The organism is Pseudarcicella hirudinis (assembly GCF_900115665.1).
Taxonomy (GTDB): domain Bacteria; phylum Bacteroidota; class Bacteroidia; order Cytophagales; family Spirosomataceae; genus Pseudarcicella; species Pseudarcicella hirudinis.
This window is the reverse complement of sequence record NZ_FOXH01000011.1, coordinates 91,769-114,891: the sequence shown is the minus strand read 5'-3', so window position 1 is coordinate 114,891 and position 23,123 is coordinate 91,769. Positions and strand designations below refer to the sequence as shown.

General features: G+C 38.4%; 15 protein-coding genes. 10 read left to right on the top strand and 5 right to left on the bottom strand.

Annotated features, from left to right (window positions below; translation table 11 throughout):
* Positions 1 to 58: 58 nt before the first annotated feature.
* The 3 genes from BM179_RS17610 to BM179_RS17600 all read right to left on the bottom strand — a co-directional run bounded on the left by BM179_RS17610 (position 59) and on the right by BM179_RS17600 (position 4,156).
* A complete protein-coding gene (locus BM179_RS17610) occupies positions 59 to 3,097 on the bottom strand; it encodes a PAS domain S-box protein (RefSeq protein ID WP_092018475.1) in 3,039 nt (1,012 codons plus the stop codon).
* Positions 3,098 to 3,329: 232 nt separating this feature from the next.
* Positions 3,330 to 3,518, bottom strand: a complete 189-nt coding sequence (locus BM179_RS17605) for a hypothetical protein (RefSeq protein WP_092018474.1) — start codon at positions 3,516 to 3,518, stop codon at positions 3,330 to 3,332.
* Positions 3,519 to 3,748: 230 nt separating this feature from the next.
* Complete coding sequence (locus BM179_RS17600; RefSeq protein WP_092018473.1) at positions 3,749 to 4,156, bottom strand: YchJ family protein; 408 nt, start codon at positions 4,154 to 4,156, stop codon at positions 3,749 to 3,751.
* A 243-nt stretch (positions 4,157 to 4,399) separates the two neighbouring features.
* Here BM179_RS17600 and BM179_RS17595 point away from each other — a divergent pair, with 243 nt between their 5' ends.
* The 5 genes from BM179_RS17595 (at position 4,400) to BM179_RS17575 (ending at position 13,136) form a co-directional block, all read left to right on the top strand.
* The gene (locus BM179_RS17595; RefSeq protein ID WP_092018472.1) at positions 4,400 to 5,368 is read left to right on the top strand and encodes a FecR family protein; all 969 of its coding nucleotides are present in this window, start codon (positions 4,400 to 4,402) and stop codon (positions 5,366 to 5,368) included.
* Between the two features lie 258 nt (positions 5,369 to 5,626).
* The gene (locus tag BM179_RS17590) at positions 5,627 to 9,073 is read left to right on the top strand and encodes a TonB-dependent receptor (protein WP_092018471.1); all 3,447 of its coding nucleotides are present in this window, start codon (positions 5,627 to 5,629) and stop codon (positions 9,071 to 9,073) included.
* An 18-nt stretch (positions 9,074 to 9,091) separates the two neighbouring features.
* On the top strand, positions 9,092 to 10,495 hold the full coding sequence (locus tag BM179_RS17585; protein WP_092018470.1) for a RagB/SusD family nutrient uptake outer membrane protein: 1,404 nt from the start codon (positions 9,092 to 9,094) through the stop codon (positions 10,493 to 10,495).
* Between the two features lie 37 nt (positions 10,496 to 10,532).
* Positions 10,533 to 11,432: a glycerophosphodiester phosphodiesterase family protein gene (locus BM179_RS17580; RefSeq protein ID WP_092018469.1), complete on the top strand. Its 900-nt coding sequence runs from the start codon at positions 10,533 to 10,535 to the stop codon at positions 11,430 to 11,432.
* Between the two features lie 138 nt (positions 11,433 to 11,570).
* Positions 11,571 to 13,136: a hypothetical protein gene (locus tag BM179_RS17575; RefSeq protein ID WP_092018468.1), complete on the top strand. Its 1,566-nt coding sequence runs from the start codon at positions 11,571 to 11,573 to the stop codon at positions 13,134 to 13,136.
* 127 nt (positions 13,137 to 13,263) lie between these two features.
* Here the strand turns inward: BM179_RS17575 and BM179_RS17570 are convergent, their stop codons facing one another.
* Together BM179_RS17570 and BM179_RS17565 are read right to left on the bottom strand one after the other, a co-directional pair.
* Positions 13,264 to 13,851 carry an RNA polymerase sigma-70 factor gene (locus tag BM179_RS17570; protein ID WP_092018467.1) on the bottom strand — a complete coding sequence of 196 codons (588 nt, stop codon included), beginning with the start codon at positions 13,849 to 13,851 and terminating at the stop codon, positions 13,264 to 13,266.
* 213 nt (positions 13,852 to 14,064) lie between these two features.
* Positions 14,065 to 15,123, bottom strand: a complete 1,059-nt coding sequence (locus BM179_RS17565; RefSeq protein WP_092018466.1) for a GNAT family N-acetyltransferase — start codon at positions 15,121 to 15,123, stop codon at positions 14,065 to 14,067.
* Positions 15,124 to 15,563: 440 nt separating this feature from the next.
* Between BM179_RS17565 and BM179_RS17560 the strand changes: the two genes are divergently transcribed.
* From BM179_RS17560 to BM179_RS17540, 5 genes are all read left to right on the top strand, one after another.
* The gene (locus BM179_RS17560; protein ID WP_092018465.1) at positions 15,564 to 16,400 is read left to right on the top strand and encodes an alpha/beta hydrolase; all 837 of its coding nucleotides are present in this window, start codon (positions 15,564 to 15,566) and stop codon (positions 16,398 to 16,400) included.
* An 83-nt stretch (positions 16,401 to 16,483) separates the two neighbouring features.
* Positions 16,484 to 17,074, top strand: coding sequence for an HD domain-containing protein (locus BM179_RS17555; protein WP_092018464.1), 591 nt, complete (start codon positions 16,484 to 16,486; stop codon positions 17,072 to 17,074).
* A 365-nt stretch (positions 17,075 to 17,439) separates the two neighbouring features.
* The gene (locus BM179_RS17550; RefSeq protein ID WP_092018463.1) at positions 17,440 to 18,018 is read left to right on the top strand and encodes an RNA polymerase sigma factor; all 579 of its coding nucleotides are present in this window, start codon (positions 17,440 to 17,442) and stop codon (positions 18,016 to 18,018) included.
* A gap of 180 nt (positions 18,019 to 18,198) precedes the next feature.
* A complete protein-coding gene (locus BM179_RS17545) occupies positions 18,199 to 19,305 on the top strand; it encodes a FecR family protein (protein WP_092018462.1) in 1,107 nt (368 codons plus the stop codon).
* Between the two features lie 238 nt (positions 19,306 to 19,543).
* Entirely contained in the window at positions 19,544 to 23,107 is a 3,564-nt protein-coding gene (locus BM179_RS17540) for a SusC/RagA family TonB-linked outer membrane protein (protein WP_218159247.1), read from the top strand.
* The last annotated feature ends 16 nt before the right edge of the window (positions 23,108 to 23,123 follow it).

Below are 23,123 nucleotides of genomic sequence, written 5' to 3'. Positions count from 1 at the left end.
TAGTATTAGGGCTGGTTTAATATGTATTTTATGTGTGTCTGTGATTCTTTTTTCATGTTCAGGACTCAGAAACCAGCTGATGTTTGCTGACACTTCTGAGAAGCTGGAACAATTCCATCGGCAGAAAAGGTTTCCCGATATAGCCATCCATTTCAACTTTTTCTCCATGTACGATCAATTCAGATTTTGGCGTTGCACTGAATCCGATAATAGGAATCCCGGAAATTCTGGAATCTGTGGAATTTCTGATTGCTCTGGTTGCCTGATACCCATCCATTTCAGGCATCTGAGTATCCATTAAAATGACGTCATAGGATTTGTGTTCAAGCATCTCCAGTGCAATTTTTCCATTCGGAGCATTTTCAGCAGTTCCTCCCCATTTTTTCAGGAATCTGTCAACCAGAATAAAATTATTCAGGTTATCTTCTGCAACTAATACTCTTATTCCTGTAAGGTCGTCGTTAAAGAGAGATGGATGCTTCACTTCTATACTTGTATCGGCTTTCCGGAATGGCAATTGTATCCTGAATATACTTCCTTTTCCTAAAGTACTATTCACCTCAATTGTACCATTAATGAGGTGAACTAATTTCTGAGTAATAGATAAGCCCAGTCCGGTTCCTCCATATTTCCGGGTGGAATTTTCATCAGCCTGTGAGAAAACTTCAAAAATCTTCACCAGTTTCTCAGAGGCGATACCGATACCTGTATCTTCAAAAGTAATGTCGATATGACAAATATCGTCTTCAATTTTATGTAACCGGGCTTTTATAACAACACTTCCTTTTTCTGTGAATTTTAAAGCATTTCCCATTAAGTTATTGAAAATCTGCTTAATGCGTGTTAAATCTGCTTTAAGATGTGCCGGAATTTCCTCATCAATAATAACTTTCAGTTCCAGTCCTTTTTCATCTGCTTTAAACTGGAAAGAATTTCTTAATTTCATCAGCAATTCCCGGAAATCGAAAACCTCTTCAAACAGCACAATTTTTCCGGCATCTATTTTCGAGAAATCTAGAATATCGTTAATTAAATCCAGAAGTGTTTCAGCAGAATACTTCAGTAATTTAATGTTTTCTCCATCCGGAGATTTTGGATCATAATCCAGAAGGTTACTGAAACCGATTACAGAATTCAGCGGAGTTCTGATTTCATGCGTCATAATTGACAGGAAACTGGCTTTGGCATTTGCGGCTTCCTCTGCCTTATTTTTAGCGATAATCAGCTCTTCTTCATACTCTTTTTGTCTGGTAATATCCTGAATCTGAGAAATAAAATGAAGGAAATTGCCATGAGCATCAACTGCTTTGGAAACATTGAGAAGACTCCAGATAACCTTTTTGTTTTTTGTAAAATAACGCTTTTCAAGCTGATATGAATTGATTTCTCCGTTCAATACCTGCAAAACAAGATCCCAGTCTTTCTCAAGATCGTCAGGGTGCGTAATCTCCTGAAAGGTAATATTTAATAATTCAGCTTCTGTATAACCCAGAAATTGGCAAAGAGCCGGATTTACCATCATAAACTTTCCGTCTTTCGAAACCAATGCTTTTCCGATCGGAGCATAGTTAAATGCGGTCAGGAATTTTTCCTGTAATTCCCAGTTTGCCTGCTTGGAAAGTACTTTTTCGGTGATATTTCTGGAATACAATAAAGCCAGTGAAATTTCATGCTGTTCATTGAAAACCGGAGTGAAAATGTTTTCAAAAGTCTGATCTCCGAGCTCTTTAATATCGGTAAATCTTTCTCCGTTGAATACTCTGTAAAAAAGCGCTCTGGCATAGGCACTGGTTTCCGGAGAAAAACATTCTTCAAGTAATTTTCCCTGCAAATTTTCGGGAGTCAGATTGTATTTTGACAACTCTTCACCCGCGCTAAAAAGTAATCTAAGGTCTTTATCTAGTACATAAACAGCACTTTCCGGTAGATTTTCAAGGATTTTGTTAAGCAGAAACTGACTGTGAGTCAGTCTGCCGGTAGTTTTGTTTAATTCAGTTTTGTAAATATTTTCCCTGGTTACATCTCTGGTTACGATGCTTATTTTTTCAACTTTACCATCTTCAATAACCGGATTAAAGGAATGTTCAAAATAATACGAATGATCAGAAATATCTGTACGCAAAACGGCTGTAAAATATTCTCCGTTGAAGCAGCGGTCAATTTGTTCGGCAAAGAACTGTTTTTGCGCCAGATCAATGAAAAATCTATTGATGGAATAGCCTATTTTGGGATAGATGTTGAAAAGTTTGAAAATAAACGATTCGAAGGTTTTATTGAAAAGCTCCAGCTCATAGTTTTTCGATAACACGATGATCGAAATATGCGGATTTTCAATAATTGCTTCAAATTCAGCCGTCTGGCTTTTCAGTATTTCCTGACTTTTCTTTAAATCAGTAATATCTGACCCCTGAAGATGGAATTCCCAAAGCTGATTTTGAGCATTATATATCGGCAGGATAATTAAACGCAGCCATATGGTATCTTTTTCAGCATTAACTATTTTAAAGACAATATCTCCGGCTTGTTCTGAATTTGAAAGTTTCCGGATATTGATTTTTATCTTTTCCCTTACAAAATCCGGGAAATAGCTCAGAATATTACTTGCGTTAATCTCATCCGGTTGCCTGTTACAAAACCTGATAAAGGAAGTGTTATGAAACTTAACCGTAAGGTCAGGTGAAAAAGTACAGATAAAGTCTTCCTGAGAATTAATGATTGACTTTTGAATTTTCTGCTCAGTCTTTCTTGACTTATTTGGATTATTCCATGTTACAAATCCTGTGACAGTGATTACTGAGTTATTCTCATCGAAACGGGTAAAGGTTTTTTCAGTAATACTTCTGATTTCTCCCGATCGAGTAATAATCCTGTATTTCAGATTATTACGGGAATTATGATTTACAGCTTCCCGGTGAGTCAGAAACAGATTTTTGTCTTCTTCAAAAACAATTTCCGGAAAAAGAGCGGGATTTTGTATAAACTCATTCGGTTGATAACCAGTAACTTCCAAGATATCTTCGCTGAAGAACATACTGGTATATGCGTCACGAGTATATGACCACATGAATTCACCCAAACTTATTTTATGTTCCTTCATACTTAAGACAGATAATATAAAAACGAAGCCAAAGGCCGATACTGCCTCGTTTTACTGATATTTCACTTATAACGACAGAAAATGTAAATCAATTGATTTATCTGTTTCCGCAGAGGTAATTTATTCTTTCTAAACCGATACTTACGGTTTTAACTGATTGATAGTTTGGTTGTTATGTTTTAGTTTTTCAGGAAAATATCAATTGCGTTCCGGCGATACGATAAGGTGAACACTAATTGAAGGTGAAATTCTGATTATTTATGTTGAAAATATTAAAATCCTGTTTTGGAATTTTTAAATGGCGAAGCTGTTCAGAACTTTGTTTGATTGAACCATAAACAGAAAAGAAAATCGCATCAATATTGGCATATTGATTAGTTTCATGTGCTTTAATCCGATTCAGTTTTTTCGGAAAACTCATCAGCGGTTATGTTTCAATGTTTAAAAATACTTCGGCAGTTAGATTAACGAATAGTTACGCTAAAATCATGCCAAAGGGTAAACATTTGAAGCTTAGTTTACGAAAGATTTTGATATTTGGAGAGTTCCTTTAAAATAACTGAGTATAAACCACTAAAATTCAGTTTGAGGTATAATTTTTGACAAGAAAAGAGAAAAAGAATGTTAAGAGAATAAAATAGAATAACAGATTTAAATGGATGAAACAATTTCTCCGTCAACATAGAACCACTGACCCTTGATTTTCTCGAAATTTGAATGCTCGTGATGTACCTTCATGGCTCCGGAAGAATCGAGATAAAAAGCCATAAATTCCACCTCTCCAAAACGGTCAACTACCTTTCCGTCAAGGCATTTTGTTACAACCAGCCGTTGCCAGTCGGACGATTTTGCCCAGCGTTCTATCTCTTTTGCTTTATAGAACTTTCTGGTAGAAGGATGTGTCGTATCAAGCAGATATGAAATAGCGTAAATAGTATACGCTGAGTACCTCGAACGCATTAGCTGCTCCGCTGTTTCAGCCAATTTTGCACCGCTTATGATGGGCTGACAGCAATCCTGATAACTTTTTCCGGAACAACACGGACATTGCTTTGACATAGAGATGGTCTTGACATTTAAGATTCAAAATTAATATTTACGGATGAGATTGGATGAGAGAAACCGAATTTTCCGTTGAAATCTGCCTGAAATTGAATCAAAGGGGCTTTTTACAGCCTGAAACAGAGGAAAATTTGCTTCCGCATAATTTTTTTTTAAAAATATTCATTTTTCAATAGTACTATTTCCTTTCTCAGCCTACTTGTATCTGAAACCGTTTATTATGACAAGCCCGATTGATTAATGACTCCTGAAAAAATACAGATTCTCATTCAAAAATATAAAACCGGCTCCTGCTCGAATGAAGAGATAGCTGAGTTAAATCACTGGCTGGAAAATTTAGAGGAAGACCATCATTCTGATTTCAGGTTTATCGATGATGCGCATGAGCAAAATCTTAAAGATGAAATCAGAAATAATATAAGAGAAGGCATTAAACAGCGGACATTTAGAAAACGGTTTTTTGCCACTTCATGGGTCAGGATTGCTGCTTCGGTACTTTTGGTATCAGGAATCAGTGTTTTTGCCTGGATTTACTGGCAGTCGCTCAGGAATAAACCCATTGAGTTAGTGGAAGTTTATGCAGGTTCCGGGGAAATGAAAGAAGTGATTTTACCGGATGGCTCAAGTGTACATCTCAATGCGAAAACCAGATTTAAATATGAAAAAGATTTTTCGGGAAAGACCCGCCGGGTTTATCTGGAAGGAGAAGCTTTTTTTAAGGTTACCAGAAATCCTGAAAAACCATTTATTATAAAAACGGCTCAATTACAAACCAAAGTACTGGGAACAAGTTTTAATATCAAGGCTTATCCTGGAACAGAAAAGGAAGAGGTGACAGTCGTAACTGGTAAAGTAAATGTTCAGAACCCACAGTCTTCCATCAATCTTCTTCCGAATCAAAAAGTAGTTTATAACCTGCAAAACAGACAATTATCTCAGATAAATGTATCAAATGCCCATGATTACCTGGCCTGGACGGAAGGACGACTTGTTTTTGAAGATGCTTCACTGACTGAAATTGTGGAAGTATTAAGCCGTAAGTATGATGTCAGGATTGAATTAGGAAATGTGAAAATGAAAAAATGTATGCTGAATGCCCAGTTCAAAAATGAACAGCTGGAAAAAATTCTTGAAAAGCTTTGCCTTTTTCTTGATGCCAGCTATTATATGAAGGATGGTCATGTTATCATCAAAGGAAACGGCTGTTAAAAGACTATCGATAGTGTAAAGCAAATAAGTTTACCCATAAAAACCCTCATTTTAAGCATGAATTAAACCCTTGACAATCTTCTCAAACTGTAATTGCTCATTTGTCTGACAAGCAGAAAATGAAAAAACCGAAGATGCTCGCAACACCTTCGGCCTAATTAAAAAGCTCCTTATTTCATCAATGTGATTTGACTTGGTGAGTTTTAAAAAACTCGCAAGGGAGCATTTTGTCTTAAGTTTTTAAAACAACTCAAAAGTATGAAAAAAAATGTGAATCGATTTCTGATTTTACTGAAATGTTTCAGGAAGTATCAAGTCATTTCGACTATTGCCTTTTTATTGCTGAGCCTGACTTATTTTCAGGGGAACGCCCAGTCTCAGAATGTGCTGGACAAAATATTAACACTCAGACTTCAAAAGGTAAGTTTGCGTGAAATGTTAAACAAAATCAGTGAAAACGGGAATTGCCAGTTTATCTATTCCAAAGATTTACTTCCTCTGGAAAATAAGGTTTCTGTGAATGCGGAAAACAAAAAGCTGAGCAGTATTCTGGAAGAGCTGCTTAAGCCTTATCACGTAATTTACAAGGCAACAGATTCCTACATTTTTATTAAAGAAGATCCCCGAAAAGCTAATCAACCTGCTAAAACCGTAATGGGGCAGGTGATAGATGCCAGCACCAAGCAGGCCATGGTTGGTGTGAATATCGGGGTGAAAGGAACTGCCCAGGGAACATCCAGCAATGCTTCCGGAAAATATACGATTACTACGAATGATGAGAAAGCAGTGCTTGTGTTCTCATTTGTAGGATACGGCTCTAAAGAAATTGCAGTCGGAAACCAGTCCGTTATCAATGTTGACTTGTCTCCCAGTACTGAGGCATTACAGGAAGTAGTGGTAATTGGTTACGGAAAACAATCAAAATCAAAAATTACAGGTTCTATTTCTCAGGTTAAATCTCAGGAACTGAATAGGTATGCCAGCAGTAGTTTTGCCAATCAATTGGCCGGGAAAGCTGCTGGTGTGGTAATCAACGAAGCTTCTGCACAACCTGGTGCTGACCCTCAGATTGTGATTCGGGGAATCGGAACGCTTACCGCCGGAAGAAGTCCTCTTGTTGTAGTAGATGGATTTCCGTTGTCGGAAGGTAGTTCGTTAAACTCTATTAACCCCCAGGATATTGAGACAATCGATGTATTGAAAGATCCGGCTTCAGCAGCGATTTATGGTTCGCGGGCAGCTAACGGGGTTATTCTGATTACTACGAAAAAGGGGAAAGAAGACAGATTGACAATTTCCCTTGATGCTTATACCGGAATTCAGCAAAGGGCTGATAATGTGCAGTATGTAGATGCTTATGAGGCCGCACAGTATTTTACTGAGGCAAGAGACTGGGGATACGTTTCCAAAGATCCTGCCAACAGAAGTATTAATGATGACAGAGCAACACGTATTGCCAAAGGAGCCAGTCTGAGAGAATTGAGACTTAACTATCTGCAACCCTATCTTGATAAGCAGCCGGGTCTGACAAATACCAACTGGCTGAATGAGATATTCCGGACTGCTCCGATCAGAAGTTATAACCTTGCCCTTACAAGAGGCACTTCCAAATCCAGTTATTTCGTTTCCTTCAACTACCTGGACCAGCAGGGAATTGTCATTGAAAACGGATTGAACAGATACAGCGGAACAATCAAGATAGATTCAAAATTGTCAGACAAGATTGATTTTAGTGTGGCAGTGAATCCTTCTTTTTCCACACAGAACTATTTCGAAAATGATGCTAACTGGTCGAATGACCCGGTGGCCGGAGTGCTGATTATGTATCCTTTTTTCAGTCCTTATAATGCTGACGGTTCCTTGTCTATCAGCAAACAGATTATTGCCAATACACCGGAAGACGGAGCGCTGGGAGAAAATGCAGTGGCATTAATTAAGAAAATAAAGAATACCAGAAATTTATTCAGAACCTTCGGTAATACTTATTTGTCGTATGAACCTGTTCCCGGCTTAAAATTCAAAGCACTTGTCGGGGCTGATATAAGAAATAATTACTTTGATTTCTATAACCCATCTGACGTCGGTGGATACCGTACTGCTGCGCCAAAACCGGCTTCAGCCGTAGAAACCAGAGAACTGAATGTAAATTATCTGGTAGAGAATACCGTCAATTATAATACAAACATCGGTTTGCATAATATTGACGCATTGGTTGGTTATACTTTTCAGAAAGAAACGGGTTCTTCTACAAAAGTTACCGGCTCTGGGATTCCCGATGATAATATCCCGAATATTGGCGGAGCCAGTGCATTTTCAGCAACTGCTTCCCGGTATGTGTGGAGCCAGGTTTCTTTTCTGGCTCGTTTGCAATATGCTTTTCAGAATAAATACCTGCTCTCAGGTACAATAAGAAGAGATGGTTCCTCACGTTTCGGTGATCAGACTAAATGGGGAAATTTCCCTTCTGTTACAGCAGGCTGGATAGTGAGTAATGAAGATTTTTTCCCTAAAACAAAGGTAGTTTCTTTTGCCAAATTGAGAGCAACATATGGGCAATCCGGTAATAACCAGATCGGTTCATATAGTTCAAAAGCATTGGTTGGCCCGTCAAATTATGTATATGGCAATACTTTAGGACCTGGTTTTTCAGCAACCTCCACTCCAAACCCCAATTTGTCATGGGAAACCAAAACTTCTATGAACCTTGGTTTGAATTTAGGTTTATGGAATAAGTTTAATCTTACGGCCGATTACTATAATTCAACTACTCAGGATCTTTTATTAGATGTTCCTATTCCGGAGCAGTCAGGTTTTACTTCCTCCATTCAAAACATCGGAAAAGTGAGAAATAGTGGTTTTGAACTTGAACTGGGAAGTAATGCCATTGATCTGGGAGCGGTTAAATGGAGTTTTAATGCCAATATCGCTACTAATTCCAATAAAGTACTGGAACTGGCACCGGGGCAACAGCAGATTATTGCAGGAACTGACGGGAATTTCGTAACGAGAGTTGGCGGATCTATCGCTGAACTAAGCGGGTACAATGTTACCGGAGTTTATAAAAATCAGGATGATATCAATAAAACTCCTCATCTTACCGGAACAGTTGTCGGAGATTACATCGTGGAGGATTTGAATAATGATGGCGTAATTGATCAGAAAGACCAGAAAATTTTTGGTACTTATAATCCCAATTTTACGTATGGATTTGGTAGTACTTTCTTCTATAAAAACTTTGAACTGAGTTTTTCTTTCAATGGTATCGAAGGACGAAAAATTTATGACAGAGCTGCATCCTCCCAGGATGAGTCAGGTGAAGGATTTGGTGTACCGAATAAATACTATTTTGATAATCGTTATCATCCGGTCGATAACCCTAACGGCTTTTTGGCACAACCTAATATGGGTAATTTTTCAAGCGCCAGAAAGCTGACGAGAAGCTCGAATCTGTTTTATAAAGATGCTGATTATTTAAGACTTCGTACGTTGCAGCTTTCTTACAACATTCCTCAGCAGGTGCTTTCAAAACTTAAGATAACGAATGCGAGAGTTTATGTTACTGCCAACAATTTGCTGACCATTACCAAATACAGAGGCTTCAATCCAGATGCCACTTCGCCCGACAATATTCTGACAAACGGATATTCCTATACCAATTATCCTGTCGCAAGATCTTTCATTTTAGGGCTAAGCTTAACATTCTAATCAAAAATAGTATTGAAGATGAAAAAGAAATTTTTTATACCTTTTCTTGGGTTATTGCTGGTTATTTCTTCTTGTACAAATGACCTGTATCAGGACCCGATTACCTCAAAAGAACTGAGCATTTTTCTTTCCAATGAAACGGAAGTTGAAGAATATGTAAATGCGGTTTATGCCAGTCTTCAGTCAACCGGATTGTATGGCTTATACCTGCCTGCTTTCGCTGAAATTCCTTCAGATAATACCTATGATGAAGTTCCGGCAAATGATGACGGGATTTATGGCCAGCTGGATGAGTTTACAACAATTCCGACCAACGGTATCGTGACGCTTACCTGGAGACATGCTTATCAGGGGATTCAGAAAGCTAATGTGGTATTAAACCGGATTGACAAGATTACATTTAAGGATGATAAAGTAAAACTTGCCCGCAAAGGTGAAATGAAATTTATCCGTGCATTGATGTATTTCAATCTGGTAAGACTATACGGAGATGTTCCGCTTGCCACCGAGGAAACGTCTGATCCCAACAAATATTTTGGTCAGGGAAGAACGGCACAGGCTAAAGTGTATGATCAGGTGAAAAAAGATTTAACCGAAGCCATTGATCTGCTTCCTGAAACTTCGTCACAACCTGGTAAAGTTATCAAAACCGCTGCCCAGACATTGCTGGCAAAAGTCTATCTGACCCTGAATAGTTATCCGGAGGCTAAAACCTTATTGCAAAGTGTGGTTAATTCCGGAAAACATACTTTACTTGCTAAGCCTCAGGACATCTTTAGCCTGAGCAATGAAAATAACAAGGAAATTATTTTTGCCGTGCAGTTTGCGTCAGGAATCAATGGAAATAGCGAAGGCAGCACTATGTTCCAGCAATTCAGCCCTTCCGGAACGCAAAGTGGCGCAAAAGGCCATAATCTGCCTACCAAAAACCTTTATAACCTATACTCTTCAAATGATCTGAGGAAAGGCATTTTTGTGACACTTACTTCTTCCGGGATTCCTTTCAATAATAAAATCTCAAAGCCAATTACTGTAATTACCGATGGTGGAAGTGATTTCGTAGTACTTCGTTATGCTGATGTGCTTTTGATGCTGGCAGAAGTGGAAAATGAATCGGGTAATACGGATCAGGCTTCTGTAAATCTGAATTTAGTCAGAAACAGAGCGGGCTTACCGAATACTTCCGCAAATACGCAGAAAGATTTGCGTGAGGCTATTGCACAGGAAAGAAAACTGGAGCTGGTAGGAGAGGGGCATCGTTGGTTTGACCTGTTGAGAACAAAAACAGCTGTTGAGGTAATGAACAAATGGTTCAAAGAAAACGGGAAGCTTATTACGATTGACGAGCATAATCTGCTCATGCCGATTCCGCAAAGTCAGGTCAATACAGATCCTGCCATTAAACAAAATCCGGGATATTGATTTACTGTTTTAGAAAACCAATAAACATAATTGAACAATGAAATATTTTTTTGGATTAGTATTCTCTTTGGTGTTTTTCTTCGAAAGTCAGGCGCAGAAACAAAGGGTAACGGCGATTATTGAACAATTGAAAAATCCTAAAGATAAAAATGTACTGGTAATTGCACACAGGGCAGATTGGCGTAATTCGCCTGAAAATTCAATTGCTGCGATTAACAATGCGATTGAATTAGGTGTAGATATTGTTGAGATTGATGTTCAGAAAACCAAAGACGGTCATCTGATTATCATGCACGATGAAAAAGTTGATCGTACCACTAACGGAAAAGGTTACGTGAAAGACTATACGCTGGATTCTCTGAAGAAACTGTTTTTAAGAAACGGAATGGGACGGGTAACTTATCACAAAGTACCGACACTTGAGGAGGCAATGCTTGCCGTGAAAGGAAAAGTAATGGTAAATCTTGATAAATGTTATGAGCATCTGAATGAAGCTTATGCTATTCTGGAAAAAACCGGAACCGTTAATCATGCCATTTTTAAGGGATATTATTTTACTCCTGAGCAGGTAAAAAAAGACTACGGCCATTTACTGGATAAGATTTTCTACATGGCGATGGTCAGAATTGATGAACCCGGTTCGCAGAAAATTATTGATGATTTCCAGACCCTGATCAAACCGATCGCTTTTGAACTGAGCTTTAAAAATGATACTTCTTCAGTGATTAATCAATTTGAGAAAATTAAGGAAAGAGGTTCAAGAGTCTGGATAAACTCACTTTGGGCAAGTTTAAACGGTGGACACGATGATGACCGTTCTGAAACGGATATAGCAGGAAGTTATGGATGGATCGTTGGAAAAGGAACCAACATGATTCAAACCGACAGACCTAAGCAGCTGCTTCTTTATCTGAAGGCAAGACATTTACATCCATAAGCCTCACAGGAAGGTAATTGGTTTTATGATTGGAAGGAATGGGAAATCTCTCATTCTTTCCAATTATTTGCTTTAAAGGAAAAGATAAGAAGGGCTGGTTCTCTGCCCTGTTACATGTTAAAAACAACTATCTTAAATATGTTTGTTGAACATACTCATTTTAATTTAAAAAGAACCCTCTTTTTAGTCCTGACAGTACTGATGTTTCAAAGGAGTTTCGGTACAACCTGTTACAGCTGTATAGTAGTTTCAGATCAGAAAACTATTGATAAAGCAGATCTTAATCTTCGTGTAACTGATAAAATAAAAGGAAAAATTGTTGATGAAAGCAAGGTAGCAATTTCAGGTGCAGCCATTACCGAAGTGAATACTTCAAATACAGCGATTACTAATTCAAGTGGTGAATTTGAGTTTTCCTGCCTGGACTATAAAAGCAAAACAGCAGCGGCACAAAAGAATTTTATAGCAGTTAAGTTAGCATCAGATTCGATAGCATCGCAGAAGGTAAAGGACAGAAATCTTCCGGCGGCCTGGCAGCAGGGGTTTTTGGACATCCATTTTATAGAAACCGGGCGTGGGAATGCCAGTTTCATGGTCTTTCCGGATGGTACAACCATGTTGTTAGACGCAGGTGATTTACAGACAGAGGAATTTTATAAAAAGAATTCCCCGTTAAAAGTAAGCCCGGCACTACCCACCGATAAAAAACGTCCGGGTGAGTGGATAGCCGCCTACATCGCACAGATAATGCCGAAAAACAGAGCGCTGACTATCGATTATGCCATGATAACGCATTTCCACCAGGACCATTATGGCAGTGTAAATGCCCAAACCCCATATACTGCAAACGGAGCTTATCAATTATCCGGAATAGCCGATGTAGGAACACAAATTCCAATTCACAAACTCCTGGACAGAGGTTTTGATTATCCGGTTGATTTGCACACTTATTACAGTAAAGATGCCACGTTTACCAATTATGTGAAATTCATTAAGGAGCAGGAAAAAAGAAAGGATTTTATCCACGAAGCACTTAAGGCGGGGAGCAATTCGCAAATTGGTTTGTTGATTCAGCCCAAAAGCTATCCGGATTTCTCGGTACGCAATATAAAAGCAGGGAATAAAGTCTGGTCAGGCATAGATGAACAAATTGTAAACTGTTTCTCTGATTCGGACATGCCGCAAAAAGGGTTCAACGAAAATCCGCTTAGTAATGCCATAAAAATCACTTACGGGGCATTTACTTATTATAGCGGCGGCGACAATACCGGTTATGAAGGTTTGGGTTATCCCGGAAGGAAAAATGTTGAACCGGCGATTGCAAAAGCAGCGGGTCGTGTAACGGCTATGTCATTAAACCATCACGGCAACCGGGACGCTAACAATCGTGATTTTATAGAAGCATTATCTCCGGAAGTAGTAGTGCAGCAAAGTTGGTGCTCAGACCAGCCGGGGCAGGAACTGGCCTTTAGACTTGTCGAAAAAAATAGCCGTGGAGATAGTATAAAGGTTTTTAATACCCACATGTTGCCTGAAACCAGAATCTATTTAGGGGGCTGGATAACGAAAGCATTTAAAAGTTTGAACGGACATGTGTTGATAAGGGTTCAAAATGGAGGAGGTACCTATATGGTTTATGTGTTGGATGAAACAAAAGAAAAATTAGAAGTAATGAAAACCTTTGGGCCTTATGTAATCAGATAATGAGGATTGGCAATCTGCAGCCAGGGAACAGGTTATTTGTTATCTGAAAGAAGTCGGTTTTATGATTGGGAGGAATGGGAAATGTCACATTCTTTCCAATTTTTTGCTTTAAAGAGGATAGGAAAAATTAAATGGTCAGAAACCAGTTAAGGAGCAGGAAAATTATAAGATAATCACTTAAATCGACACGGATTTTACGCAGGGCACTGCTTAGTTGATTTTTAACAGTCTGTTCAGATAAATCTAGTTTCTGAGAAATTTCTTTAATGGAATAGCCATTTGAACGACTCATCTGAAAGACCAGTTTTGTCCGGCTTGTTAAAGTTTGAATAGAATCGTTCAGCAAAGATTTAATTTCATTTTCACTTACCGATTCTTCTGTACAATTATCAATCTGAGAAGAAGTCTGCTGTAAATAAACCTGATGGTTTTGACGAACCTGAGAGGAATCGAAATAATCAAAAATACTATATTTTAAAGCAGAGAAAAGATAGGCAGAAAGGGTAGAGGTAATTTCCAGTGTTTCTCTTTTTAGCCAGAGAGAAATAAATAGTTCCTGTACTAAGTCTTTCGCAGCTTCCTCGCACTGTGTTTTTTTGAAGGCAAACAGAAACAGATTTTTCCAGTAACAGTCATAAATGCAGTCAAACGCTTTCGCATTCCCGTTCTTTAATTGCTCTAAAAGTAATGCATCATTAAAGGACTCCTGTGACATTTATGTTTTATTTTTATCTATCAAAAATACACTCAAAACAGAAAACGGGAGTTAATAAATTGTTAAGAAAACCATTGCCTATTCATTTTGGATTCCGAATAAGATTTTTCGAAGTAAATATAGTAATTATCAATTAAAAAACCTCGGAAATCTCCTGTAAAAAGGAATGGAAATACCTGTCGTCCGTATAAATATTTTCCAATATCCGAGAACTCAGACGGTCTGTTGTTTTCTGATCGACTGCAGGATAACTGCCGCCATAATTTCAGCAGATTCATTGGCAAACAGGTCTTTTTCAACCTTTAGCAAATGCGAAGAATAATGATTGATGAGCGTTTTCCGCTTTTCAGTTTCGTACATACAACTGCTTAAAACCAGGTGATACAGATTGTCTCTGACGTCATAAACCACTATCGGATTATAAATATTTGCATCTGTTTTAAGGCAATATATGAAAACCGGGAACTCCATTAAACCCATTCCACTGAGATAAGAAACCAGTCCGGCATCGAAAAAGTCATAATACAGAAAGGAATGTTCAAAATCATTTTCTTTTAAAATCAGGGAAAGTTTTTGCAGCTTTTCTGTCATTACCTCAACTGGAATACTGTAAGAAGCAATCTCACTGACCGGGTTCCAGAATTGGGTAGTCAGGTCAAGATATTGGAGAGCAGATTTTGCAAGGTCAAGTTTGTAATCAAACATCGAATACCCGGGAGCAAAATAGCCCGGATAAAAGAACTCGAACCCTCGTTCCCGGCAGAAATCCATTTTCAAAAACATCAGAAATTTGCCCAAACTGTATTTTTTATATTCAGGATCATAATAGCAATTAATACCTGCCGCGCTGGTTGCTCCCAGGTCGAAAAAACCGCCTGCAATTAATCTTGACTGGTCATAGATATTAATTTCATAGGTATTGTAAATATTCCCCCGTCCGTTGTCGAACAACAAATGACTTAAAGAAGGAGAGGTTTCAAAAGTGATGTTTTCTCTGTATCTGGCAAAAAGTTCTTCCTGTTCTGTTTTCAATACAGCAGGCTGAATTTCTACCCTGAATCTGGCATTCTGTTTCAATAATTTTTTCTGAGTATTGGTGATTTCAAAGGAAAATAAGTCGATCCGAAGCCAGATAGCGCTATAGAAATGGTCATGAAACCGTAGAAAATTAGTGGTAAAGATCGATTGCCCCATCCTAAACCATCCGTCAGCAAGATATAAGTCAAGTTCTTCGGGAAGCAGGGAGTCGGGTTGAAGTAATTCTGCAAACATTTATTCAATGGATAATTTTGGGCTAAAGTTTTAGACAAAACAAAGCAGATTACCTTAAAATACCTGATAATTCAGTTAAATTTAACGGAATCCCGGAAAAAAATGCCGGATGATAGAACATATTAAACACAAGTAACATATTTTATCTGATATTCAGCCTTAGATCATTCAGTCATTTTATAAACAGTTACTGAACTGATTCAGCAATAAAGGCACTCATTTTTACAATTGACTAAGTTATAGTGTTTAACCATTCTGACAGATGCTTATGAAGAAAATAATTCTTCTTTAATAAGGTTTTCATAACATTGGTTTTCCTCCGTTTCTTTCATAACTAACAGGAACCGCATAAGGTTTGGATTTAAAGTGGCTGTCGTGATTCCGGGCAGATAAAAATCCTTAAATTTGGTTTTCTTTATTTCACACTTCAACACAAAAGCATGAAATCTCTGATTATTTTAGTACTATTCCTTTCATTATCCCTTAGTTTATCCGGACAGAAACCTCAGACAAAATCTATCAATAAATCAGGACAGTTTGTGCTGGGAACTGTTGAAAAAATACAATCAGCAGCCTTGCATGAAACCAGAAAATTAAACATTTATCTGCCTGAAGGATACTCAGCTGATTCTGCAGGAACTTATCCTGTTATTTATCTTTTGGACGGCTCTGCCAATGAGGATTTTATCCATATTACCGGACTTGTTCAGTTTCTGACGATGATAGAAGCAATGCCGGCATCAATTGTCGTAGGAATTGCAAATGTTGACAGAAAAAGAGATTTTACCTTCCCTACTTCAATCGAAAATGATAAGAAAGATTTTCCTACGACAGGAGGATCAGCAAAATTTATTACGTTTGTAGAAAAAGAACTGCAACCGTTTATTCAGAAGAAATTCAAGGCAAATGCTTCAAAAACTATTGTAGGGCAGTCGCTTGGAGGTTTATTGGCTACCGAGATTCTGCTGACAAAACCTGAGCTTTTTAACAACTACATGATTATCAGCCCGAGTTTGTGGTGGGATAATGAGTCACTTTTATTGAAAGTTCCTGGTTTTCTGGCGAAAGAAACTGCTCAGGAAACTCAGGTTTATGTTTCAGTCGGTACAGAAGGCAAACAAATGGAAGACGATGCCGGAAAACTTGCAGAAGCACTTCAGACCGGGCAGAAAAAAGGTTTAAAAGTTAAATTTGTTCCGATGCCAAACGAAAATCATCTTACAATACTTCATAATAGTGCGTATAAGGGGTTTGAAATCTTGTTTTCAAAGAAATAACCCTTAAAACTGAGGAACAAAAAGACCGGGAATACTGTTCTCTAAAGATTATTAGAAGCCCAAATTTTAGAAAATCAGATAAAATGCAAACAGAGGATTTATTGAAGCAAATCGCATTCATCAAAGAAATAGATAAACTAAAATATATTCAGCGCAAGACCAAACTATTCAATAGCGACAGAAATGAAAATGATGCAGAACATAGCTGGCATTTAGCATTGATGAGTCTCGTTCTGGTACAGTATTCAAATGCTCCGGTTGATATTTTAAAGGTATTGAAAATGGTATTAATTCATGACATCGTTGAAATAGATGCCGGAGATACCTTTCTTTATGATACCAAGAAAAATCATGTGAATACAGAGGAAGAGAAAAAAGCAGCGGAACGTATTTTCGGTCTGCTTCCGCAAGCTCAGGCAGAAGAATTTATAGCCATCTGGGAAGAATTTGAAATGGCAGAAACGGCAGAGGCGAAATTTGCCAGATCTATGGACAGGCTGGAACCGATCCTTCAGAACGCATCTAACAGAGGAGGAACATGGAGAGAGTTTAACGTAGGTTTTGATGTAGTATATGAAAAAACACAGGTTATTGAAAACGGATCAACCTCTATCTGGGATTTTACAGAAGCATTGCTCAATAAGAGTGTTGAAGAGGGAATTCTCAGAAAATAAGATTCTTCCTGTTCTGGCAAAATCCGGGTTGGTGATTCGACCCGGATTTTACTTTTAATAATCCTGTTTTTATAATATTGGGAGAACTTCAGTTCTTCCAAAGGGTGGATAACGTAAATTTTGAAACAATTAGCTTTGTAAAGGGAATATCGTTTTTCACGATTTGTAAAGTTTTTTCAGTAGTAACCCCATGTTTTTGTCTTTTATCAACAACGCCTGGCCTGAAATGGGTAGTGGTTGTTATAAACTCTTCCATAAAAATCATCCGGAATAGAATTAAAGAATTAAATATTTGTACATTTGTAATGTAAGCTTAGCTGAGAACCTCTTTGAAATATTCCCAGGACATATCTCAAAATAATCAGATGAATCTCGATCTTTGGCAAAAAGCCAGATTTGGAGATAAGGAAGCCTTTTGTCAGCTTTGTGAGAATCATTATAAAATCCTTTTTAATTACGCTACCAGTTTTACTAAAGACCGTGAATTGATAAAGGATCAGATTCAGGATCTTTTCTTGTATCTCTGGGAACAAAGAAACACCATTAATGAAATCAGGGTCATCACCATCTATCTGATTAAAGCCCTCAGAAACAACCTGCTACAACATCTCAGACGAAATCAGTGGAATATCCTTAATGACAATTTTACGGAAGATTTAAACTTTTTTGAGGAAATGAACGCTGAAACGAGTCTGATCAGCCATGAAATTTATTCTCAGAATGAACAGAGGATCCGTCAGGCTATAGCCTTGCTTCCCAAAAGACAGCAGGAAGTGCTGTTTCTTAAATTTTATCAGGGGCTGGACCACCAGCAAATTGCTGATTTAATGGACATCAATAAACAATCCGTATCAAATCTGCTTCAGAAAGCTTTGATTACACTGCGTACTTTATTTCCAAATAACTGGCAGTTTTGGTCATTCCTTCTTTTTTCTCTGCATTAATTATTTTATTTTCTGCTAAATTTAATTCCGGACAATCGGCCGGATTGGGTCGTTTAAGACCTTTTTTTGGGCATTTCTATCGTTTTCTGAAATAAAAAAATAATTTTTTTTTCAGAATAAAGGGTATCTCAGACCTGATTTTTCATCATACCTCAAAATTAATAAAGTTCAATTTTATCCATGCAGGATTATAAAAAATATAAAGCAGAAGAATTTGCCTCTGATCCCTCTTTCAGAAGATGGGTTTTGGACGCCGGAACCGAAGAAATAAACTTTTGGGAAAGCTGGCTTCTGGAACATCCTGAAAAAACAGAGGAGATTGAGCAAGGCAGGAGAATACTCTTATCTATTAAAAGTGCTTTTGAAAATATATCGGATGAGGAAGTAAAGCAAAATATTTTCAGATTATCAGAAATGCTGGAATCTTCTGAAGAAAAAGGTGAAGGCGTCCGTACCCTTTGGCAGCATAAATGGATAAAAATTGCTGCTTCAATAGCTATCGTATTGGGAGGAATCTGGTGGTACGCATTGTCAGGAAGCCCGGGAGAAGGGGCTATTTCATATGATTATCTGGTGAAAGCTTCTGAGGTAGTAATGACTGAGAAAATCAATGATTCTGAGAAGCAGATGCTTGTAACGCTTTCAGACGGAAGTTCAATCATTTTACAGAAACATAGCCGGATCAGTTACCCTTCAGGTGGTTTTAAAGCAGGTAGAAGAGAAGTTTATTTGTCAGGAGAGGCCTTTTTTGAGATTGCCAAGGATCCTTTCAAACCATTTTATGTATATGCTAATAATTTGGTTACCAAAGTGTTAGGAACAAGTTTCGCCATACAGGCTTATCAGCATGAAAGAACCGTGAAAGTTATGGTAAAAACAGGGAAAGTCTCTGTTTTTGCCGGAACAAAAGAAAATTTGTTAAAACAACAGGCTAAACCGAATCTCGATGGCCTGATACTTACACCGAATCAACAGGTAGAATTTTACAGAGATGATAACCATTTAGTCAGGACATTGATTGAAAAGCCCGAAGTATTGGAATTGGCAATTCAGAAACAATTATTTGAATTTGATCATGCTCAGATTTCAGAAGTTTTTGCCACGCTGGAAAAAACCTATGGAGTTAAAATTGTATATGATGCCGATGTAATGAAAAATTGCTACCTGACAGCAGATCTCGAGGATGAACCGTTGTTTGAGAAACTCAAACTGATCTGCAGAACGATTGATGCCAGGTATGAGGAGGTTGATGCTCAGATAATTATTTACAGTAAAGGATGCCAATAAATACACATGTTACCGAACCCCTAAATTTAGTATGATGAAGAAAAAAGAATAGTATCATTTCCCGGAAATAAAAAGACAGAGGCGTTCCACCACCTCCGTCCTGAATTGTTCCCACTTTCTTTGGCTCAGATAGCACCCTGCAAAGGGTGGAAGGGAACTTTTGCCGAATCGTTAAAACGACAAAACATTCAAAAGTATGAAAAACAGATTACAAATTCACAAAACAATCTTTAAAATCATGAGGATTAGCCTGTATCAAGCCATTTTAGCGATTGTCTTCGTGACAATTGCACAGGCGTATGATATAAAAGCTCAGGAAGTACTGGAACGAAAAGTTTCCTTACAGCTTTCGAACCTCGGAGTAGAATCAGTTTTGAAAAAAATAGAAAAAGCTTCGGATGTACAGTTTATGTATAATCACCAGATATTTGATCAATCTGGCCGATTAACGTTAAAAGTTGAAAATGAAAGACTGGAAGAGGTACTCGGGAAAGTACTTTCCCCGTATATGATTGAATATGAAGTTGTGGGAAAGAGAATTATTCTGAAGAAAATAATCAAACCAACTTCCGCTATTCAACAGAAAGAGTTAGCGATTAATTCAACCGAAAATATCCTGCAAACTGTAACCGGAAGAGTAACTGATTCTGAAAAAGGAGAAGGACTGCCCGGTGTAAGTATTGCGATCAAAGGTACTCAGAGAGGTACCACCACTGACGCCAAAGGAAATTATTCAATTGCTGTTCCGGATGAAAACAGCTCGCTGATATTTTCCTTTGTAGGTTACCTGCGTGAAGAGGTACTGGTAGGTAAACGTACAGTAATAAGCGTTAGCCTTAAAACAGATGTTCAGGCATTGGGAGAAGTGGTGGTAGTAGGTTATGGAACGCAAAAGAAAGCGACTTTGTCAGGAGCGGTTTCCACGGTTGACAATAAGGTGTTTCAGGACAGAGGGGCTGTAACAAATCCCTTGTCGGCCTTACAGGGACAGGTTCCAGGAGTAGTAGTTACAAGAAGCTCATCTGCACCGGGGCAGGAGGGTTGGAATTTTCAGATCAGAGGAGCTGCTTCGACTAACGGAGCCGATCCGCTTGTCATCGTTGATGGTATTCCATTAGTTAGTTTGAACGCATTGAATTCCATAAATCCTCAGGATATCGACAATATGTCATTTTTGAAGGATGCCTCCGCTGCAATATATGGAGCACGTGCGGCAGGCGGAGTAGTACTGATTACTACTAAAAAAGCAAAGTCAGGAAAGGCAACAATTCAGTTCAACAGCTCTGTTTCTCAGAAAAGAATGGGTCTCAGACCTGCATTCCTTAATGGAGATCAATATGGTAAATATATGCTGGAAGCTATTTCTAATGCTTCGACTGGGGGAGTACCTGATGAAAACTGGATCTGGACCAAATATGCCAGGGCTTGGATGAATCGTCCGGCAAGCGGTTATATTGATAAAAATACTCCGGAATATATTGCCGGAGGAGAAACCATCGGATTTACGGATGTTAAAGATTATACTTTCTTCGATACCAATCCGATTGATATTTTATGGGGCGATGGCCGTGCGATGTCTAACCAACAGGATATCAGTATTTCTGCCAGAACGGAAAGTTTGGGATACAGGCTTTCGCTGGGGTATTTAAATGATGGAAGTATGTTGAAATGGGGGCAAAACTCCAATAAACGCTATAATGTCAGACTGGCTTTTGATTATACCTTTTCTCCCCGCCTGAAAATATCTACCAATATTTCGTTGGAAAAGAATGATGTAGTTGTGCCAAGCAGACAAGGTGAGATCAATTTCGGTTCTCAGCCGGGTTTCCCTGTTGCCACTATCAATGGAAAGCCCTATGCCTGGGGAACACAGCCTGCCCGTAACTGGCTGCTGGAACTTGGCGGAGAAAGTATTACAGCCAACAACAGGGTTTTTATCAATTCAAAACTTGAGTTTAATATTGCCAAAGATTTGAATCTGATTGCTCAGGCAGGGTATAATTACTCTGTTTCAGATCTTCAGAGTCAGTATAAATATATCACGGGTATTTATAATTATACAGAAACATATCAGTATCAGGATAACCCTTCTCAGAATCAGTCATGGTACGTACAGGCACCTCGTAAGGAAATTTATTATAATACCAATGCCTATCTGGAATACAAGAAAAAGCTCTCAGATTTGCATAATGTTACCGTAGTAGCCGGTGTTAATTACGAGCGGGATGAACTTGATTCATTGTCCACTCAAACTACTTATCTGGCCAGCAATGATATTCCGGCTTTAGGTTTGGGTTTAGGGGATAATACCACCCGTACCAATAGCGAGAAACGTAATCACTGGGCTATTGCTTCCGGTTTCGGACGTTTTAATTATGATTTCAATAATAAATACCTTTTTGAAGCGAATGTCCGTTATGATGGCTCATCTAAATTTGATGCCAGCAACAGATGGAAACTTTATGGTGGAATTTCAGCCGGTTGGCGTATCTCTCAGGAGAATTTCATGAAAAATATCAAGTTTTTTAATGAATTGAAGATCCGGGGATCATATGGCACTGTAGGAAACCAGTCGGGGATTGGATTGTACGATTATACGCAACTAATCAATATTAATGCCGGAGGGCCAATCCTGGGAGGATACAGTTCACGTTCAGTAATTTCTGCTCCGGCAGGAACACTGGTGAGTTTGAACAGAACATGGGAAAGTATTACCAGTACAAACATTGGTCTGGATTTCTCGGCACTTAACAACCGCCTATTCGGAGGATTTGATTATTACTGGAAGCAAAACTCCAATATGCTTTTACCTCAGACTTACCCTGCTGTACTTGGTGCTGTTGCTCCGACAGCTAATATCGGCAACCTGAAAGTATGGGGCTGGGAAATGTCATTGGGATGGAGAGACAAAATCGGAAGTGTTTCTTATCGTGTCAGTGGTACGCTTTCAGATAATGACAATAAACTGGTTAATTATGGCGGAGCCAATATCATTGCTGCAGGAAAAAGGACAATTGAAGGCTATCCTTTGAATTCTTATTTCGGAGTGGTTTACAATGGCAGAATTCAGACTACAGATCAGGCTGCTGCTTATGCACAACTTGTACCTGGAAGCAGTATTTCAAATATGCCGGGAGTCACTCAGATGATTCCGGGGATTAATATGTATAAAGATATTAACGGTGATGGTAAACTTACCAATGCGGGAGCCACCCAGTATTTGCTCGGCAAGAAAGATGCAAATGGTAATCCGATTGCAGATGGAGATGTGGTATATCTTGGCAGAAGCGATCCGAGATATGTATTTGCAATCAACCTCGGATTAGAATGGAAAGGTTTCGATTTTGGGGCAGTATTTCAGGGTGTCGGCCAGAGAAATATCTACAGGCGTTCTGACTGGAGTACACCTTTCGGGGCAATTTATCAGGGGCATGCCAATTGGTGGGTAGGCAAGACGTGGACTCCTGACAATCCAAATGCAGAATTGCCGATTTTGACGACTGCTACCAATAAAGGTTTTGGAAACTATGGTGCTTATAACTATCAGATTTCAGATTGGTCTATGCAGAACGGAGCTTATGTAAGATTAAAGAATCTTGTAATTGGTTATACTATTCCACAGGCAATTACGCAAAAAGTGAAAATTGAAAAGTTAAGAATCTACTTCTCAGGAAATGACCTTTGGGAGTTGACCAAAGTGGAAGATAACTGGGATCCGGAGCAAACCAGTGATGTCGGTGGAGGAGCCCAGCGCTATCCTTTCTATCGTTTGTTAACATTCGGTGTAAACGTAACTTTTTAATTTAAAAACATGAAAC

What these genes read in the sequence shown, in the direction of transcription:
- BM179_RS17610 (WP_092018475.1), bottom strand. Translation starts at nt 3,097, where the DNA reads ATGAAGGAACATAAAATAAGTTTGGGTGAATTCATGTGGTCATATACT.
- BM179_RS17605 (WP_092018474.1), bottom strand. Translation starts at nt 3,518, where the DNA reads ATGAGTTTTCCGAAAAAACTGAATCGGATTAAAGCACATGAAACTAAT.
- BM179_RS17600 (WP_092018473.1), bottom strand. Translation starts at nt 4,156, where the DNA reads ATGTCAAAGCAATGTCCGTGTTGTTCCGGAAAAAGTTATCAGGATTGC.
- BM179_RS17595 (WP_092018472.1), top strand. Translation starts at nt 4,400, where the DNA reads ATGACTCCTGAAAAAATACAGATTCTCATTCAAAAATATAAAACCGGC.
- BM179_RS17590 (WP_092018471.1), top strand. Translation starts at nt 5,627, where the DNA reads ATGAAAAAAAATGTGAATCGATTTCTGATTTTACTGAAATGTTTCAGG.
- BM179_RS17585 (WP_092018470.1), top strand. Translation starts at nt 9,092, where the DNA reads ATGAAAAAGAAATTTTTTATACCTTTTCTTGGGTTATTGCTGGTTATT.
- BM179_RS17580 (WP_092018469.1), top strand. Translation starts at nt 10,533, where the DNA reads ATGAAATATTTTTTTGGATTAGTATTCTCTTTGGTGTTTTTCTTCGAA.
- BM179_RS17575 (WP_092018468.1), top strand. Translation starts at nt 11,571, where the DNA reads ATGTTTGTTGAACATACTCATTTTAATTTAAAAAGAACCCTCTTTTTA.
- BM179_RS17570 (WP_092018467.1), bottom strand. Translation starts at nt 13,851, where the DNA reads ATGTCACAGGAGTCCTTTAATGATGCATTACTTTTAGAGCAATTAAAG.
- BM179_RS17565 (WP_092018466.1), bottom strand. Translation starts at nt 15,123, where the DNA reads ATGTTTGCAGAATTACTTCAACCCGACTCCCTGCTTCCCGAAGAACTT.
- BM179_RS17560 (WP_092018465.1), top strand. Translation starts at nt 15,564, where the DNA reads ATGAAATCTCTGATTATTTTAGTACTATTCCTTTCATTATCCCTTAGT.
- BM179_RS17555 (WP_092018464.1), top strand. Translation starts at nt 16,484, where the DNA reads ATGCAAACAGAGGATTTATTGAAGCAAATCGCATTCATCAAAGAAATA.
- BM179_RS17550 (WP_092018463.1), top strand. Translation starts at nt 17,440, where the DNA reads ATGAATCTCGATCTTTGGCAAAAAGCCAGATTTGGAGATAAGGAAGCC.
- BM179_RS17545 (WP_092018462.1), top strand. Translation starts at nt 18,199, where the DNA reads ATGCAGGATTATAAAAAATATAAAGCAGAAGAATTTGCCTCTGATCCC.
- BM179_RS17540 (WP_218159247.1), top strand. Translation starts at nt 19,544, where the DNA reads ATGAGGATTAGCCTGTATCAAGCCATTTTAGCGATTGTCTTCGTGACA.